Origin of the sequence: Salarchaeum japonicum, from assembly GCF_020614395.1 — an archaeon.
Lineage (GTDB): Archaea > Halobacteriota > Halobacteria > Halobacteriales > Halobacteriaceae > Salarchaeum > Salarchaeum japonicum.
Map to the genome: position 1 here is coordinate 1665610 of NZ_CP085324.1, position 17202 is coordinate 1682811.

The 17202-nt window shown below is 67.4% G+C and carries 19 protein-coding genes; 9 read left to right on the top strand and 10 right to left on the bottom strand.

Features of this window, described 5'->3' with window-relative positions:
• The first annotated feature begins 120 nt into the window (after positions 1–120).
• On the top strand, positions 121–870 hold the full coding sequence (locus tag LI334_RS09375; protein WP_227260431.1) for a polyprenyl synthetase: 750 nt from the start codon (positions 121–123) through the stop codon (positions 868–870).
• Between the two features lie 41 nt (positions 871–911).
• Positions 912–1475, top strand: coding sequence for a DUF6663 family protein (locus LI334_RS09380; RefSeq protein ID WP_227260433.1), 564 nt, complete (start codon positions 912–914; stop codon positions 1473–1475).
• Here the strand turns inward: LI334_RS09380 and LI334_RS09385 are convergent, their stop codons facing one another.
• The 3 genes from LI334_RS09385 to LI334_RS09395 form a co-directional block, all read right to left on the bottom strand.
• Positions 1476–2381, bottom strand: a complete 906-nt coding sequence (locus LI334_RS09385; protein ID WP_227260435.1) for a ketopantoate reductase family protein — start codon at positions 2379–2381, stop codon at positions 1476–1478.
• A gap of 31 nt (positions 2382–2412) precedes the next feature.
• Positions 2413–3000, bottom strand: coding sequence for a response regulator transcription factor (locus tag LI334_RS09390; RefSeq protein WP_227260437.1), 588 nt, complete (start codon positions 2998–3000; stop codon positions 2413–2415).
• A 122-nt stretch (positions 3001–3122) separates the two neighbouring features.
• Positions 3123–3515 (bottom strand): universal stress protein, encoded by a 393-nt coding sequence (locus LI334_RS09395; RefSeq protein WP_227260439.1) that lies wholly within the window; start codon positions 3513–3515, stop codon positions 3123–3125.
• A 102-nt stretch (positions 3516–3617) separates the two neighbouring features.
• Between LI334_RS09395 and LI334_RS09400 the strand changes: the two genes are divergently transcribed.
• The gene (locus LI334_RS09400) at positions 3618–4157 is read left to right on the top strand and encodes a DUF1684 domain-containing protein (protein ID WP_227260441.1); all 540 of its coding nucleotides are present in this window, start codon (positions 3618–3620) and stop codon (positions 4155–4157) included.
• 43 nt (positions 4158–4200) lie between these two features.
• Here the strand turns inward: LI334_RS09400 and LI334_RS09405 are convergent, their stop codons facing one another.
• Complete coding sequence (locus LI334_RS09405; protein WP_227260443.1) at positions 4201–5172, bottom strand: transcription initiation factor IIB; 972 nt, start codon at positions 5170–5172, stop codon at positions 4201–4203.
• Positions 5173–5450: 278 nt separating this feature from the next.
• Between LI334_RS09405 and LI334_RS09410 the strand changes: the two genes are divergently transcribed.
• Complete coding sequence (locus LI334_RS09410) at positions 5451–6035, top strand: HalX domain-containing protein (RefSeq protein WP_227260445.1); 585 nt, start codon at positions 5451–5453, stop codon at positions 6033–6035.
• Between the two features lie 19 nt (positions 6036–6054).
• Positions 6055–6573, top strand: coding sequence for a hypothetical protein (locus LI334_RS09415; protein ID WP_227260447.1), 519 nt, complete (start codon positions 6055–6057; stop codon positions 6571–6573).
• Here LI334_RS09415 and LI334_RS09420 read toward each other — a convergent pair.
• Entirely contained in the window at positions 6570–7004 is a 435-nt protein-coding gene (locus LI334_RS09420) for a DUF7112 family protein (protein ID WP_227260449.1), read from the bottom strand. The two genes, LI334_RS09415 and LI334_RS09420, sit on opposite strands and share 4 nt — an antisense overlap.
• A gap of 38 nt (positions 7005–7042) precedes the next feature.
• On the bottom strand, positions 7043–7312 hold the full coding sequence (locus LI334_RS09425; RefSeq protein ID WP_227260451.1) for a hypothetical protein: 270 nt from the start codon (positions 7310–7312) through the stop codon (positions 7043–7045).
• 94 nt (positions 7313–7406) lie between these two features.
• On the opposite strand from LI334_RS09425, the gene LI334_RS09430 reads away from it, so the two are divergent.
• Positions 7407–7616, top strand: coding sequence for a hypothetical protein (locus tag LI334_RS09430; protein WP_227260453.1), 210 nt, complete (start codon positions 7407–7409; stop codon positions 7614–7616).
• On the opposite strand, the gene LI334_RS09435 is transcribed toward LI334_RS09430, so the two are convergent.
• Together LI334_RS09435 and LI334_RS09440 are read right to left on the bottom strand one after the other, a co-directional pair.
• Complete coding sequence (locus tag LI334_RS09435) at positions 7617–8102, bottom strand: hypothetical protein (protein ID WP_227260456.1); 486 nt, start codon at positions 8100–8102, stop codon at positions 7617–7619.
• A gap of 74 nt (positions 8103–8176) precedes the next feature.
• On the bottom strand, positions 8177–10753 hold the full coding sequence (locus LI334_RS09440; RefSeq protein WP_227260458.1) for a PAS domain-containing protein: 2577 nt from the start codon (positions 10751–10753) through the stop codon (positions 8177–8179).
• A 159-nt stretch (positions 10754–10912) separates the two neighbouring features.
• Here LI334_RS09440 and LI334_RS09445 point away from each other — a divergent pair, with 159 nt between their 5' ends.
• Positions 10913–11761: a TdeIII family type II restriction endonuclease gene (locus LI334_RS09445; protein WP_227260459.1), complete on the top strand. Its 849-nt coding sequence runs from the start codon at positions 10913–10915 to the stop codon at positions 11759–11761.
• An 82-nt stretch (positions 11762–11843) separates the two neighbouring features.
• Positions 11844–13217, top strand: coding sequence for a DNA (cytosine-5-)-methyltransferase (gene dcm / locus LI334_RS09450; RefSeq protein ID WP_227260461.1), 1374 nt, complete (start codon positions 11844–11846; stop codon positions 13215–13217).
• Positions 13218–13260: 43 nt separating this feature from the next.
• Here the strand turns inward: dcm and LI334_RS09455 are convergent, their stop codons facing one another.
• Together LI334_RS09455 and LI334_RS09460 are read right to left on the bottom strand one after the other, a co-directional pair.
• Positions 13261–15174: a beta-CASP ribonuclease aCPSF1 gene (locus LI334_RS09455; RefSeq protein WP_227260463.1), complete on the bottom strand. Its 1914-nt coding sequence runs from the start codon at positions 15172–15174 to the stop codon at positions 13261–13263.
• A 228-nt stretch (positions 15175–15402) separates the two neighbouring features.
• On the bottom strand, positions 15403–15543 hold the full coding sequence (locus tag LI334_RS09460; protein ID WP_227260465.1) for a hypothetical protein: 141 nt from the start codon (positions 15541–15543) through the stop codon (positions 15403–15405).
• A 118-nt stretch (positions 15544–15661) separates the two neighbouring features.
• Here LI334_RS09460 and proS point away from each other — a divergent pair, with 118 nt between their 5' ends.
• A complete protein-coding gene (gene proS, locus LI334_RS09465; protein WP_227260466.1) occupies positions 15662–17125 on the top strand; it encodes a proline--tRNA ligase in 1464 nt (487 codons plus the stop codon).
• Positions 17126–17202 lie beyond the last annotated feature (77 nt).

Consider the following 17202-nt stretch of genomic DNA (forward strand, 5'->3'; position numbering starts at 1 on the left):
CCGCGCCGGACTCGTAAACTCTATTTCGCTCTATCAAACCACTGTAGGAATCGTCAGGAGTCGGGCGCGACGGAACGTTTTTGACTGACCGGTCAGTAAATCCAGTGGAGTGCGGAGCCAATGACCGACATCACCGGCGACATCGAACGCGAACTCGACCGAACCCTCCCGACGGACGACGCCCTCCTGGCCGGCCTCCGGGAACCGCTCGACACCGACCACTGGTACGGCGAACTCTCCCTCCACGTGCACGACGCGCTCGCGGACGCGCGCCACGACGGCGCACCGGCGGCCGCCGCGGGCGTCGAGTGCCTGCGCGCGTACGCTCGACTGCGCGGCCGCGTGCTCGTCCAGTTGAACGACGACGTGGCGCACTCGTTCACCGCCGACCCGACGCGCGCCCTCCTCGCGAGCGACCACCTCTACGCCGCCGCGTACGCCGCGCTCGGGCGGAGTGGCGGCCCGGCAGAGCTGTTCGGCGCGGTGACCCGGGTCTCCCAGCGCATCGCCGCCGCGTTCAGCGCGCGCTACACCGAGGACTCCCGGGACGTGCCCGACCCGGGGTCGCTCGTGGACGATACCACGGGCGCGCTCGGCGAGGCCGCGGCGACCGTCGGCGCGATTCTCGCGGACGCGACGCCCGCACAGCGCGACGCCGCCAGCGCGCTCGGGCGCGGCCTCGGCGCGCTCGAATCCATCCGCCGCACGGACGACACCGCGCCCGGCGACCGCCACGTCGTCCTCCCCGACGTGGACGAGTCCCGACTGGACGCCTACGCCGAAACCCGCCGCGGGGACGTGCGGCGCGCGCTCACCGACCTCGCCGCGGACGCTGACGTGTCCGCGCTCCGCGCGCTCGTCCCCGAGTGACGTGCGAGGGGCTTTTACGCGACTCCGTGCAATCCCGTGGTATGTCGGAGGCCCGAACGACCGGCGAGTACCGCGTTCGCTCGCGGACGCCCGACGGCGCGGCGTTCGTGCTCGTCCCGCTGGACGGCGACGACCCGGTGCGCGTCGAGGACGACGACGCCGACGTGGAACCGGGAAACCGCGTTCGGGCGACCCTCGCGTGGACGGACGGCACCGCGCGTTTCGAGACGGTCGAAGTCGTCGAGGACACCCGAATCACGTACGTCCGCGGCGCGACCGGCCTGTTCGAGGACGCGCTCGACGCCATGGAGGAAGCGCGCCGCGAGGGCCTCGGCGTGAACTCCCGCACCACGTACAGCACCGACGGCGAACCCAACGGCGCGGTCTACACGGTCGCCAGCCAACCGGGCGAGCGCGACCTCTACACCGAATTCCGAGACGGCACCGCGCCGCTCGAACCCCTCCTCGACCGACTCGACGACTTCGAGGACTGCCCCCACCACGTCTTCGTCCTCGACCCCGCCGAACACGACTTCCTCGTGCTCTACCTCGTCCTCCGCCGCGACAGCGTCCTCGAACGAACCGTCGCGGACACCTACGCCTGACTACGATTCGGCGAGCCGCACGAGATCCGTCAGGGTCTCGTTCACGGGCGTGTCGATACCGTGCTCGCGGCCGCGCGAGACGATTTCGCCGTTCAGCGCGTCGATTTCAGTTTTTCGCCCGCGGTCGAGGTCTTGGCGCATCGAGGAGTGGTTTTCGGCGGTGCGGCGGGCGACCCGGGACGCGGCCGCGACGGGGTCGGTGGTGAGTTCGACGCCGTCCGCGGCGGCGACGGCGGCGGCTTCCTCGACGGCGCGGCGGAGCACGCGCTCGCCGGGGTCGGTGTCCGCGAGGCGGCCGTTCGGAACGCCGGCGAGCGCGGTGGCGGCGTTGATGCCGACGTTCACGAGGACTTTCTCCCAGACGGCGCGCGGCGCGTCCGCGACCACGTCGGTGTCGATGCCGGCGTCGGTCAGCGCGCGAGCGAGCGCCGTCGCCGTCTCGCTAGTGTCGGTGAAGTAGTTCCCCACGGCCGTGTCGCCGACGCCCGCGTGCCGGACGTGACCGGGGGATTCGAGCGTCGCGCCGTGGCTCGTCGTCCCCGCGAGCACGCGCGACTCGGGCACGAACTCCGCGATGGTTTCGGGGTTCCCGAGGCCGTTCTGGAACGTGCAGACCGCCGCGTCGGCGAGCAAGGAGGTGGCGTCGGCGAGCGCGCTCCGGGTGTCGTACGCCTTCACGCACACCAGCACGACATCGACGGGGCCGACGCCGGCGGGGTCGGTGGTCACGTCCACGGCGACGCGCTCCGTCGTGCCGTCCGGGAGCGTGAGGCGGAGACCGTCCCGGTCGAGTGCGGTGACGTGGTCTCCCGGGCGGCCGACGAGCGTCACGTCCACGCCGCTCCGCGCGAGACGACCGCCGAACAGTGACCCGATAGCGCCCGGGCCGAGCACTGCGACGCGCATACCGCGGGTTCGACGCCCGCCTACAAAAACACTAGAAGTCGGCCTCGCGGAACGCTTCCTCCGCGTCGTCCAGGTCGTCCATCCGGGCCTGCGTCTGCGATTCGAGGGCGTTCGCGTGCTCGTGAAGCCGGGAGAGCGCGTCGCTCGTCTGCTGTTCTTCCGGGGGAAGTTCGGATTCGAGCACGGCTATCTTCGACGTGGTCGCGTACAGCTCCTGGAGTGTATCGTCCAGCGTGAGCCGCGTGTAGAGGTCGTTCACGGCCTCGACGAGCTCCTCCCGCGTCACGGGTTTCGTGAGGTAGTCGTCGAACCCCATCTCCACGATGTCCGCGTCGGGTTCGACCGCGGTGAGCATCGCCACCCGGCAGTCGTAGCCCGCCTCGCGGATGCGGTCGAGCACCTCCCCGCCTGACATCCCGGGCATCCGGCGGTCGAGCAACACCACGTCCACGTCCTCGTCGAGTTCCGACAGCGCTTCTTCGCCGCCGTACGCGGTCTGGACGTCGTACTCCTGGTCGAGCCAGATGGCGTACGTGTCGGCGAGGTCGGTGTCGTCGTCGACCGCGAGAACCGTGGGGGTTCCCTCGGCGTCGTCCGACGACGGTCGTTCCGGTGGCATAGTTCGGGAGGGCGGCGTCGCCCCTTGTTCGTATTCACGCCTTACGGCTTGTATAACCTTGTGGCCGGGGAGAACCAGTCGCTACTGGAAGCGCGAACCGCCGTAAACGCTCGCTGGCCGCGTTACTGTTCCGCGCCGCAGACGAGCACGGGGCGGTCGGATCCGAGGATGACGGCCTGCGTCACGCTCCCGAAGAGGGCTTTGCCGGTGGGGGTGCGTTTGCGGGACGCGACGCAGATGGCGTCGACGTCGAGGTCGCGGGCCGTGTCGAGGATGGCCTCCGAGGGGTCGCCGCTCGTCTCGTGGAGCGTCACCTCGATACCGGCGGCCTCCAGGGTGTCCTTCGCGTGTCGCGCGGACGCGAGCTGGCCGATGGACGCCCCCGTGGGGTTGTCCTGGAAGTCGTGGAAGACGTGCGCGTGAATCTCGTCCTTGCCGGGGAGGTCTACCACCGCGTCGACCTGCGCCTCGGCGTGCTCGTCCTCCTCGTCCACCGCGAGTAGTATCTCGTACATCGTCCCGGTGTGCGTCCCCGAGGGTCATACCGCTTTGGGTGAGTGTCACTCGCGCGGCGGGTCGAGCGCACCGCTTACGGCGCTCGCGGGAGAACGCCCGGTATGGCCGAACCCGACCTCGACCTCGACGCGTGGCGCGAGCGCGTCCGCGAGCACCGCGCGGAGAAACGCCGGTTCGTCCGGGAGAACATGGAACTCCCCGAGACCGGCGACGACCTCGTACTCTACGACCTCGACCCCGACTTCCGGGTGGTCGCGCGCCTCCAGCGCGCCCAGAACCCCGAAGTCGTGCGGATGGAACTCACGCGCGGCCCCGACGCGGAGTACGAGCGCGCCGCCACGCTCGGGTTCACGCTCGACGGCGACCACCACGTCCTCGCGGGCTACCACGCCCCGAACCAGGACGGCCTGTTCGTCCCGTTCACCGACGACACGTCGGGCGGCGAGACGCCGAAAATCGGCCGGTACGTCGAACTCGACGTGGAGGGCGTGGAGTCCGGGAGTCAGGTCGCGCTGGACTTCAACCTCGCCTACCTGCCCTTCTGCGTGCTGGACGAGAGCTACGCGAGTCCCGTGCCGCCGGCGCGAAACCACGTGCCCGCGGCTATCCGGGCCGGAGAGAAACACGTCGAAATCGAATAAGAACCGCAACGGAGAGAGCGAGCGTCAGCGACCGCCGGCGGCGTTACGCGCCGACCTCGGTGGCTTCCAGGAGTTCCTGATAGCGGTTGCGGATGGTGACCTCGCTCACGTCGGTGACCTCGCTGACCTCGCTCTGCGTGACCTTCTGGTTCACGAGCAGGCTCGCGGCGTAGATTGCGGCCGCGGCGAGGCCGACCGGACTCTTACCGCTGGTGACGCCCTGCTCCTGTGCGTTCGAGAGGAGTTCGCGGGCGCGGCGTTCGACCTCGTCGCTGAGGTCGAGTTCGCTCGCGAACCGCGGGACGTAGCTCGCGGGGTCGGCGGGCGCGACTTCGAGGCTGAGTTCCCGTACGATGTAGCGGTACGTGCGCTTGAACTCCATCTCGTCGATGCGGCTGACGGTCGCGACCTCGTCGATGGAGCGCGGCGTCTGCATCTGGCGGGCCGCCGCGTAGACGGACGCGGTAGCGACGCCTTCGATGCTGCGGCCGGGCAGGAGGTCTTCGTCGAGCGCGCGGCGGTAGATGACGGACGCCGTCTCCCGTACTTCCTTGGGGAGGCCGAGCGCGCTGCTCATGCGTTCGATTTCGCCGAGCGCCTGCTTGAGGTTTCGCTCCTTGCTGTTGCGGGTGCGGAAGCGCTCGTTCCACGTGCGCAGTCGCTGCATCTTCTGGCGCTGGCGGCTGGACAGGCTGTTTCCGTAGGCGTCCTTGTCCTGCCAGCCGATGTTCGTGGAGAGGCCCTTGTCGTGCATCATGTTCGTGGTGGGCGCGCCCACGCGGGATTTCTCGTCTTTTTCGGCGGAGTCGAACGCGCGCCACTCCGGCCCGCGGTCGATGCCGTCCTCCTCGATGACGAGGCCGCACTCGGCGCAGACGGTCTCGCCGTGCTCCTCGTCGTTGACGAGTTTCCCGCCGCATTCGGGACACGTGGTGGTGTTCTCTCGCTCGTCGCTGGTCTGTTCCTCGGTGCGCTGGCGGTCGCTGGAGTACGTTCGTATCGTGGTCTCGCTCATGGTGAATCTCCGAAAGCGAGGGAAAGCTTCAAACGCCTTTCCCTCACGCTTCCTAACCATTGATAGGTGCGAAACAAACTTAAATCTTCCGCAAACCTTGTGTAACCTTACCACACAACGATTGCCGGTAGAGCGCTATCAGGCCCGATAATCCGGCCTTTTAGCCTGGCCGAAAACGCGCGCGTTCGAGCGTAAGGTTTAGAACCCGACTGGGGCACCCACTCATCACCCACCCCACCAATAATTTTATCCCCGAACGTCCAAAACATTAATCTCGTATGGTGGGGCAGACACCGCGCCCGAGCGTTCTCGTCGTTGACGACCCCGACCGGCACGACCGCTACCAGACGTGGCTCCCGGCGTACGAGGTTCACACCGTCGAGAGCGAGCGAGCGGCCGCGGACGCCCTCACGGACGACGTGCACGTCGTCCTCCTCGACGACGCACGACGCCGCGACGGAACCCTCGTGGAACGAGGCCATCGCCACGGCGCGCGCGTCGCCCTGCTCGCCGGGAACGACCGCCGCGCGGACGCCACCGTCCCCGACCCCGACGACCGCGAGACCGTCGTGAACACCGTCGAATCCCTGCTCGCGCACACCGCGTACGACGCCGACCTCGACGAGCTCTTCGTGCTCTGCAAGCGCCGCGCCGCCCTCCTCGCCGCGAACATCGACCGGTCGGAGGCGGTCGCGGCGCTCTCCCGCCGCATCGACGCCGTCACTGCCGAACTCGACACCACCGTCGCCGACTTCGCGACCGACGACTTCCAGGCCGCCTTTCGAGACGTGGACAGCCCACGGTCTGACCGCGAAACCGAGAGAGGGCGGCGACGGAAGACTTATTCACACAGAACGCAGTGACACAAACCGAGAGGCGACGATGTCGGAACGTGTTGACACGGTGACGGTGCTCGTGCTGGGCGACCCACAGGACTCGGTAAGCCAGTACGCCGCCACCACCGACCACGACGTTCGCGTCGGCGACTCCCCCGCCGACATCGACGACGACACGCACGTCGTCGTGGTGGACGCCACGTCCGACATCCCGATTCGCGCCGTGCTCGACCGCGTCCGCGACCGCGGCTACACGTGCGGCCTCCTAATCTTGAACGACGGCGACCGCCTGACGCGCGGCATCGACCTCGCGCTCCCCGCGCCCGCGTCGCCCGAAGAGGTCGCGGACGGCGTCGGGCGCGTGTTCCGCCGCGTCGCGTACGAGGCCGTCGTGGACGACCTGTTCGCGCTCTGCGAGCGCCGCGCCGACCTCCTCGACGACGGCGACGAGGACGAACTCGACGAGGTGTCCGAGCGCATCCGGGAACGCCGCGAGTGCACGGACGACATCGCGGCGACGTTCGACGACGACGACTACCGCGCGGCGTTCCGCGACCTCGACTAGCCGTCCAGGTCGCGCGCGATGTCCGCGAGGCTGTCGCTCGGTTTCTCCGTCGCGTCGTAGTACGCGGTCGTCCCGGGTTCCCGGAGTCCGTACGCGTACCCGGCTTCCACGATATCGACGTACACCGACCGGCCGATGTCGAGGGTCGTGCCGTCGAGCCACGAGACGAGCTGGTTCTCGCCCTCGCCGGGCGTGCGCGCGAGCCGCGGCGTCTCGTACGCGCCGCGAATCACCGGAGCGCCGCCGCGCTCCTCGATTCGCGCGCGGTACTCGGTGCCGTCGAGGACGAGGCGCACGACCTCGCCGACGGGGAAGCGGTCGGCGTCGCCGTCGGGGAGTTCTATCTGGGGACGGGTCGTCCGGCCGTACCGGCCGATGGTCGCGGTGACCGTCTCGACCGCGGGGTTGTCGGACGCGATTCTGTCGGGCATACGCGAGCGATGGCGGCGCGGAGAGAAAAGCCGTGCGTCTACCGGTCGGAGCGCCACGCGCTGAACCGAATGTACGCGTAGAGCACGAGTCCGGTGAGGCCGAACAGGAGGCCGAACCAGATGAGCATCGCGGCGACGACCTGCGCGAGGTCGTTCCCGAAGAACTTCGCGATACCGAACCCGAGCGCGATGAGGAGCACGTCCACGAGGACGAGTTTCAGTTTGAACTGATTGAGGTACACCCACTGGAACACCGGGTTCGGGTCGCCCGCCTCCTCCGCCGTGTTCGCGTCTGAGAGTCCAACCATACCCCGGCGTACGGCCGAGCGCATCTATAAGTTCGGGGGTTCGCGGGCACGGTCGAACGCGGCGCTTTTCATACTGCACGCCCAACTCGCGGGTATGGCCGCGCCAACGCCGGAGGACGACCGCGAAACCGGCTCCCGGAAGCGGGCGTTCCTCTACATCTCGCCGTTCCTCGCGCTCGGCATCGCGGACGTCGTCCTCCTCCTGATGTGGGGTCTCGACGGCCTCTGGGGATTCATGATTCTCCCGCCGATTCTCTTCATCAGCGCCATCGGCTGGATAGCGCTCCGATACGGCTTCGTCTAGTCAGCTCTCTATAAGTTTCCCTCCTGCCGTCACGGAACGCAAGAGCGCCCCCAGGCCGTAGGCGACCGTTCCGACGACGAATGCAAACGCCACGCCGAACTGAAGGGTCGTCTCCAACCCACCGAGGAGTTCGGCGCGAGCGGAGCCGTACATGTACGCCGTCCGTCGTGGCGTGGTGTACCGACCCGTTCCCGTCCACGCACCGCTCAGATAGCCGACGAGAGGCGGGAAGACGTGGAGCCACACGCGAACGAGCCATAGGGAGACCACGGCCGGGAGGAGACCCGCCCTGAGGACGCCAGCAACGAATGGAAGAAGGGGCATGAGCGAGAGCCAGACCCAGGGAATTTCGAAGAATCCAATATTGGCCCCGAGGAGGAATGCAACCGACGCGAGACTCAGGAGGACGCCTGTTGATACCAGAAGGACACGCCGAGGACGCCCGCCACCGAGGAGTAAACCACGACCACGAGCGAGCAGACCCATATAGCCCCTATACCAACCAATATAGTTAATTATTTTTCTAAAATTGGAGAAAGTTATAGTTTCGGGTCGCGCCACTACGGTCGCTCGACGCTCGTGAACTCGAAGCGCGCGCCGCCGGCCTCGCTCTCCATCGCTTCGACGGTCCAGCCGTGCGCCTCGGCGATGCGTGAGACGATGCGGAGGCCGAGGCCGGTTCCGTCCTCGCTCGTCGTGTAGCCGGCTTCGAACAGTCGGTCGGTGTCCACGTCCGCGAAGCCCGGGCCGTCGTCCGCGACGGCGAACCCGCCCTCGATGTCGCGGACGGTGACCGTCACGGACGGGCCGCCGTGTTCTATCGCGTTCCGATAGAGGTTCTCGAAGAGCTGGGTGAGCCGGCTCGAATCGGCGAGCACGTCGCGGCTGGCGGTGGCGTCGAGGGTGGCGTCGGCGGTATCGACGGTCTGCCACGCGGACTCCGCGACGCCGCCGACCTCGGCGGGCCGGAGTTCGTCCACCACGTCGCCGTCCCTGGCGAGCGTGAGGATGTCCTCGATGAGGCGCTCCATGCGCTCGTGGGCGTCCGCGACCCGTTCGAGGTGCTCGCTCTCGCGCTCCTCGCGGGCGAGGTCGAGGTGGCCGGACGCGACCGTCAGGGGGTTGCGGAGGTCGTGGCTGACGATGCTCGCGAACTCCTCCAGTTGGGTGTTCTTCTGCTCCAGGTCGGCGCGGTACTCGCGCTGTTCGAGTTCGTAGGACAGCCAGCGCGTGAGCAGTTCGACGAACGTCCGCTCCATCTCCGTGAACTCGCGGCCGCGGGCGGTGTCGGACGCGAAACACACCGTCCCGTAGAGGTCGCCGTCCACGGTGACGCGCCCGCCAATGTACGTCTCCAGGTCGAACGCGTCGTAGGCGGGGTCGTCCGCCCAGCCGTCGTCGCCCGCGTGTTCGATGGCGAGCAAGCCCTCGTCGGTCTCGACGGTCTTCCGGCAGTAGGACTCGCCGAGCGGACACGACTCGCCGGGCTGGAGGAGCGGGTGGTCGCCCGTGGACGCGGCGATGTACTGGGTCGTCTCGCTGAGTTCGGAGACGAACCCGAACGGGAGCGAGAGGTACTCCGCGCCGATGTCGAGGACGGCCTGGAGTTTCGCGTCGAACGACCGGTCGCGGTCGGACGTGACCTCGTAGAGCCGCCGGAGCGCGTCCACGCTCTCCCGGAGCTCTGCCGCGGTGCGGCGTTCGTCGGTCACGTCCCGGAAGTAGACGGTGAGACCGGTCTCAGAGGGGAACGCCCGCACCTCGAACGTGCCGTCGAGCGGCGGGTAGTCGAGTTCGAACGACACGGACTCGTTCGACTCGACGGCGTGCACGAACTCGTCGCGGAGTATCGTCTCCTCGGCCTCCGGGAACGCCTCCCAGAGCGAGGTGCCGAGGAGGTCGGCGGCGTCCCGCTGGAGGAGGGTTTCGGCGTGGTCGTTGACGAACGTGAACGCCCAGTCGTCGTCGAGCGCGTACACGGCGTCCGTCATGCGGTCGAACGCCTCGCGCTGTGCGCGCTCGATCGCCGTGAGGTCGGTCACGTCCCGGTAGAACCAGACGAAGCCGTACCGGCCGCCGTCGTCGGTGTAGACGGGCGCGGAGTGCTGGTCGAGCACGGTTCCGTCCTGGAGTTGGAGGCGGTGGTGGTGGCTGCTGTCCGGGTGCTCGTACTGGGCTTCGACGACCGTCCGGAAGTGCGCGGGGTCGGCGGCCACGTCGAGCACGGCGTCGAACGCGTCCTCGCCGTCCACGGCGTCGAGCACCGACTCGGGAACCCCCCAGATGTCGCTGAACCGTTCGTTGTAGGCGGTTATCGCCCAGTCGTCGGTGGTGACGAGGATGCCGTCCGGGCTGGTTTCGAGGAGGGAGTCGAGGAGGGACGCCCGGTAGGGGTTCGCGCCGTCCGTCGCGGGCCGGGTCACCGCTTCCCGGAGGACGCGAACCACGCCCTCGGTGCCGTCCCACTCGACGCCGCGAGCGGTGGCGTCCACGGGAACGGCGTGGTCGCCGACGGTGACGACGAGTCGTTCGACCGCGTCCGGGTCGCTCCGCAGGGTTGGAGGAGACCGGAACAAGTCGTCGAGAGAACGGCCGAGCACGTCGGCGTCGGGGCCGGCCGCGAGCAGGTCGATGGCGGCGGGGTTCGCGTACGTCACGCGGCCGTCCTCGGTGACGACTATCGGGTCGGGGGAGGCTTCGAGGATGGTTTCGGCGCGCTCCGTCGTGGTGTCCGACTCCTCGTCGAGGCGGTAGCGCGCGACGGCGTTCCGAATCCGCTGGGCGAGCACGCGGTACTGGTCGCTCCCGGACTCCTTCTGCATGTAGTCGGTGACGCCCGCGGTGATGGCGTCCGCGGCTATCTCCTCCGACCCCCGGCCGGTGAACAGGACGAACGGGAGGCCGGGGTGGTCGGCGCGCACCGATTCGAGGAACATCAGGCCGTCCACGTCCGGCATGTCGTAGTCGCTGACGACGCAGTCCACGTCGTCCAGGCGGTCGTAGGCCTCGCGGGCGCTCGTCGCGGTGTCCACGCTGATGTGGTCGTCGAAGCGTTCCAGGTAGGTCGCGACGAGGTCGGCCATCCCCGGTTCGTCGTCCACGCAGAGCACGGAGATGTCAGCCGACGCGCGATTCATACGTTCTCTCGTTCCGGGAGACACAACTAGGTGTCGCCCTCGTGTCCGGAATCCGGAGAGTTCTCGCGCGCCGACCCCCGAATCGGGCGTTCCGCGCGAACCTTGCGTCGGCGGGACGGACTATAAACGCATTTCACCGCCCGGCAGGAAGACCGCTCGATGGACCGAGGGTTCGACCACATCGGGAGCGCGGAGTTGGACGAAGCGACGAAGGCAGAACTGCGGAACGTCACCGACGGGTTCTTCGAGCGCCCGCTGGAGAAGGCCGGGAACTTCGACTGGGAGGAGTTCAAGCGCAACGAGGCGTTCAAGGCCATCATGATGCCGTCGCCGCTGTTCTGGGTGCTCGCGAACTTCGAGCGGAGTTTCACGCAGAAACTCGGCCAGCAGATGTACGAGGAGTTCGGGCGCGCGGTGGCGAACACGAACGACGCGGTGGGCGCGGCGGAGACCCAGTACGCCTGCACGGGCCTCGAAATCGGCCGGGACGAGGAAGACCGCATCGAGACCATCATCTCCGAGTTGGCGGACGGCGAGCGCGACCCGGACTGGGACGCCGAGAAGCGGGAACTCCGCGACATCGACGCCCCGCCCGAGACCCGGAAATCCATCGGGAAGGTGACGTGGGACCTCTGGGTGGAGGACTTCCGGGACGGCCGGCCGCTCGCCGCGGAGATCAAGACGCCGAAGCCGAACCGCGACCAGACGATGGAGTCGAAGCGCCAGATGCTGAAGACGGTCGCCGCGTACAAACACCGGGACGCCCCCACCCCCATCTGTCGGTACGTCTTCCCGTTCAATCCGTACGGGAGTCTCGACGCGTACGAGTGGTGGCCGCCGCAGGCGTTCTTCGACGTGCGCGCCGAGGACGGGATGCTCGTCGCGGACGGCTTCTGGGACGCCATCGGCGGCGATGGGACGATGGAGGGCCTGTTCAACTTCCTGCTCGACGAGTCCGAGGGGAACATCGAGAAACTGAAAGAGTTAGCCGGGGACGAGACGCTCTAGTCCGCGAGCGACAGCGTGCGACGCGGGCGTCGGTCGGGTACCCGAAACCTAAATACCGCCACGGCTAACGGGAGGATAACTGATGAGAGCAATCGACTTATTCTGTGGCGCTGGTGGCTTTAGTGCCGGTTTCGAGGCCGCCGGTATCGACGTTCTCTACGGCTGTGATATCGCGGAGCGCGCCCTGGATACGTTCGACGCGAACCACGACGGCGACGGCGTCCACCACGACATCAGCGAGGGCGTCCCCCCGGAACTCGCGGACGTGTCGGTCGATATCGTCTTCGGAAGCCCGCCCTGCAAGGGGTTCAGTGACGCGCGCGGGTCGCGGCGGCTGGACGACGAGCGCAACCAACTCGTCTTCTCCTTCATCCAGTGGGTCGAGCACTTCCAGCCGAAGTACGTGCTGATGGAGAACGTCGCGGGGATGACCACCATCAGCGACGAGTTCCTCGAAGCGATAGAGCGCGAGTACGCGGACGCCGGCTACACGGTGGACTGGGAGACGCTGAACGCGGCGGACTTCGGCGTCCCGCAGACCCGGGAGCGCGTCATCTACGTCGGCGTCCGCGACGACCTCGACGTGGAACCCTCTCTCCCCGAGGGCGGGTATCGGGACGCGAGCGACGGCCAGCTCACGCTGTCCGGCGAACTGATGCGGAGTTGGACGACCGTCGCCGACGCGCTCGAAGACCTCCCCGAGCCGACCGAGGACGGCGCGGTCAGCCTCCCGCCGCTCTCCGACTACCCCGAGAACGACTACCTCCCGCTCGTCCGCGACGGCGTCGAGGAGACGTGGAACCACGTCGCGAAGGAGCCGTCGGACGACGAGGACACCCGCCACATCGTGGACGAACTGCGGCCGGGCGAGATGTACCGGTCGAGCCGGTTCGGCGACCGCTACCGACAGGTCTGGGAGTTGCTCTCCCACCGGTTCTCCGCGGTCGAACAGGACGCCCTCCACTTCATCGCGCGCCACCGCTCCCGGAAGGACTTCCGGATGAACGGGAAGTCCGTCGGCGCGGTCCCCGACCACCTCATCGCCGACCACCTCGAACACGACGACGACAGCGTGTACGACGCCCTCAAACGACTGCACGCGGACGGCTGGATTCGCACCGACGAGGAGGACGGCACGCTCGGCTACGACCTGAACACGAAGTCGGGCATCCGCCCGCGGTACATGCGCCTCACGCCCGACGGCCAGTCGAACACGATTCTCACCACCGACTTCAACCCCCGCGACAAGCTCCACCCGACCGAGAACCGCGGACTCTCCCTCCGGGAGGGCGCGCGCATCCAGAGCTTCCCGGACTCCTTCCGGTTCACGGGGTCGTTCGACGACATCGCCACCCAGATCGGGAACGCGGTGCCGCCGCTGATGGCGCAACGCCTCGCGGAACACCTCCTCGACGTGCACGAACACGGAAACCCGCACGTCACGGCGAGCGACTGAACGCAGGAATCGGATCGCGTCGGGTTCGCGCCCCGGAGTCGGCTCAGAGGAAGCGGAAGGTTTCGAGGTTCTTCGGCGCGAACGTCCGCATGTTGTAGTCGTGGTAGAGCGCGCTGGAGAGGTCTTGCGCGGAGCGCTCGTCGCCGTGCACGCACAGCACTTTCTCGGGCCGCGGGTTCATGGTGCGCACGAAGTCTTCGAGGCCCTGGCGGTCGGCGTGCCCGGAGAACCCGTCCACGGTGTCCACGTCCATCCGGAGTTTGAGGCGGTCGTTCCGCCCGCGGTCGCCGGGCATCGCGATTTCGTCCCGTCCGGACTGGATGCGTCGGCCCATGGTTCCCTGCGCCTGGTAGCCGACGAACACGAGTCGGTTGTCGGGGTCGGGCGCGAGGTGTTCGAGCCAGCTCATGATGGGGCCACCGGTGACCATGCCGGACGTGGAGAGAATGATGCACTGGTCGCCGTCCGCGACCTCCTGACGTTCGTCCTCGCCGGCGTCGATGTGGTTGAACTGGTCGGCGAGGAAGGGGTTCGCGTCCTCGTGGAAGATTCTGTCACGGAGTTCGTCCCGGAGGTACTCGGGGTAGGTGGTGTGGATGGCGGTCGCCTCCCAGATCATGCCGTCCAAGTGGATGGGCATCTCGGGGATGTCGCCCTCCCGCATCGCCTCCTCCAGGACGAGCATGATCTCCTGACTGCGGCCGACCGCGAACGCCGGAATCACGACCTTCCCGCCGCGCTCGTACGTGTCGTTGATGACGCGCTTGAGTTTCTCCTCGGAGTCCTCCTGGTCGGTCTGGTAGTCGTTCCGCCCGCCGTACGTGGACTCCATGACGAGCGTTTCGACGCGCGGGAAGTCGTTCACCGCGCCGTTGAACAGCCGCGTGGGTTCGTAGTGGATGTCGCCGGAGAACGCGACGTTGTAGAGGCCGTCACCGATGTGGAAGTGGGAGACGGCGCTTCCGAGGATGTGGCCGGCGTTGTGGAGCGTGAGCTTCACGTCCGGCGCGATGTCGGTCACGTCGCCGTATTCGAGGGGGATGCAGTGCTTGATGGCCTCCCGCACCATCTCGGACTCGTAGGGCGGGTTCCGGCCCTCCTTCGCCGCCACGTCGAGGTAGTCGAGCGTCAGCAGACCCATCAGGTCCCGGGTGGGTTCGGTGCAGTAGATGGGGCCGTCGTAGCCGTACTTGAACAGGAGCGGGATGAACGCGGAGTGGTCGAGGTGGGCGTGCGTCAGCACCACCGCGTCGATGGAGTTCAGCGGCACGGCCTCGGGAGCCTGCAGGTAGGGCACTTCTCCCTCGGCACCGGGCTTGTCGCCGCAGTCGATGAGGATGCGGGTGTCGGGCGTCGAGAGGATGAAGCTCGCGCGTCCGACCTCCCGGCAGCAGCCGAGCGTCGTGATGCGGACGTACTCGTCGTCGGAGAGTTCCTCGCGGTGGATCTGGCGGCCGACCTTTTCGAGGATGTCGCGTCGCTCCTCGCGCTCGTGCTTGAGGAAGTTCCGGACGTTCGACACCGTCGAGGACTCGATGGGAGGCGTGCGAACGACCTCGGGCGTCCACCCGGAGGTCTGCGTGATTTCGCGGAGCGTGCTCCCGTGGCGGCCGATGACCATCCCGGGTTTCTCGGCTTCGATGACGACCTCGCCGGTGTCCTCGTGGAAGTCGAGGTTGGTGACGCCGGCGTCGTCGGGAATCACGCCCATCACGTCGTCGCGGGCTTTCTCCGGGCGCGTGAGCACGTCCGGGTCGGGGCGGACGGTGATGCGCTTTCGGAGCTTGCTCGCGAGGTTCCGGATGAGGTCGCCGTTCTGCGCGAACTTCTTCGGGTCGCGCGTGTAGACGACGAGCTCGGGGCCCTCGTACTTGACTTCCGTGACGGTGATGTCCGGCGGAATCTCGTTCGTTATCGTTTCGTGCAGGTCTTCGAGTTGCTGGTCTACCGTACTCATGGTGCGCGAACTGCGGGTTCCGGATCCCGGCCACCCCACGGTACTGCGCCCGAATCGGCGCGATACTGACGTGGGGTCACTGACCGGAGGTGTGGTATCATCGTGAGAGAGCGGTGCGTCCGGCCGATCCGGCGCGTCCGCGGGAACAGTGTCTGGAAAACCCGCTTGCTATCTTCTATTCGACGCTGATTATAAAAGACTTCGCAATAGGTGTTCGCTGAGTAATAGTTACTCGCCGATGCGGAGCTCCTCGTCCTCCATCGACGGCGGTTCGTCGTTCGCTTCGAGTTCGCGCTCCTCGATGCGGAGGCGGCGCTGGGTCTGCTTGTTCATGCCTTTCCGCTCGCGACCACGTTTCGTGTCGCCCATACTGTGCGAGACGTTCTCATACCACATAAGTTTTCCCGCCGGGTCGCTGACGCGTTCGCGCCGCCCGGGCCGGCGGGCTTCACGGGATTTAAGGCTGCAAGCGGCGACTCTTCGCGTAATGAGCGACAACGAGCAGGAGCTCGGCATCACCGAGAGCAAGGAGCACAGCCCCGGGGAGTGGTACTCGGAGGTCGTGCGGAAGGCGGGTCTCGCGAGCTACGGCCCCGACTCGATGGGCGGGTTCATCGTCACCCGCCCCCGCGGGTACGCGCTCTGGGAGAAGGTGCAGGAGAACCTCGACGAGTGGTTCAAGGGGACGGGCGTGGACAACGCCTACTTCCCGATGTTCATCCCTGAGTCCTACCTCGATAAGGAGTCCGAGTTCGTGGAGGGCTTCGACCCCGAGGTGGCGTGGGTGACCGAGGGCGGGAATCAGGAGCTCGAAGAGCGCCTCGCCGTCCGCCCCACGTCGGAGTCCATCATCACGCCGTACATGAGCCAGTGGACGCGGAGCCACCGCGACCTCCCGCTTCGACTGAACCAGTGGTGTTCGGTGGTTCGGTGGGAGGCGACGGAGACGAAGCCGTTCTTCCGGACGAAGGAGTTCCTCTGGCAGGAGGGGCACACGGCCCACGAGTCCGCGGAGGAGGCGTGGGACGAGACGGTGACGCGGCTCGGGCAGTACGAGAAACTGTACGAGGACGTGCTGGCGATTCCGGTGATGCGCGGCCGGAAGCCCGAGCACGATAAGTTCCCGGGCGGCGAGACGACGACGACGGTGGAGGCGCTGATGCCGGACGGGAAGAGCCTGCAGGGCGCGACGAGCCACGACCTCGGGCAGTCGTTCGCGGAGGCGTACGACCTGACGTACGTGGACGAAGAGGAGGAGGAGCAGGTCGCGCACACGACCTCGTGGGGGCTGTCGTGGCGCGCGCTCGGCGGTCTCATCATGACGCACTCGGACGACCAGGGGCTCGTGCTCCCGCCGACGGTCGCGCCCGAGCAGGTCGTCATCGTCCCCATCTGGCAGGAGGACACGCGGGAGGACGTGCTCCAGTACTCGACGGAGGTCGCGGCGGAACTGGAGGAGGCGGGCGTGCGCGTCCACCTCGACGACCGCGACGAGCGCAACCCCGGGTTCAAGTTCAACGAGTGGGAGCTGAAGGGCGTGCCGCTCCGCATCGAAATCGGCCCGAACGAGGTCGAGGACGAGGAGCTGACGTTCGCGCACCGTCCGGACGGCGAGCAGTCCGTCGTCTCCCGGGACGGGCTCGTGGACTCGGTGGATGCGCACCTCGACGCCGTGCAGGAGAAGCTGTACGAGTCCGCGGAAGAGCGCCTCGAAGAGAACGTCCGGGAGGCCGATTCGCCCGAGGAGATTCTGGGCACCATCGGGAAGCACGGCGGGTACGTGAAGACGCCGTGGTGCGGCGACGAGGCGTGCGAGCAGGTCATCAAGGAGAAAATTGCCGCGGAAATCGTGATGGTTCCGTTCGACGAAGAACACGAGCCAGACGCGGACGAATGTACACTTTGTGGCGATGAGGCTACGAAAACCGCGTACTTCGCCAAGACATATTAGGCCATAATACGTCCTTCTACAGGTCTAATATAGCGTAATACTATCAGGGGTGGGTTTTTCCCTGCTCGTGGCAACTG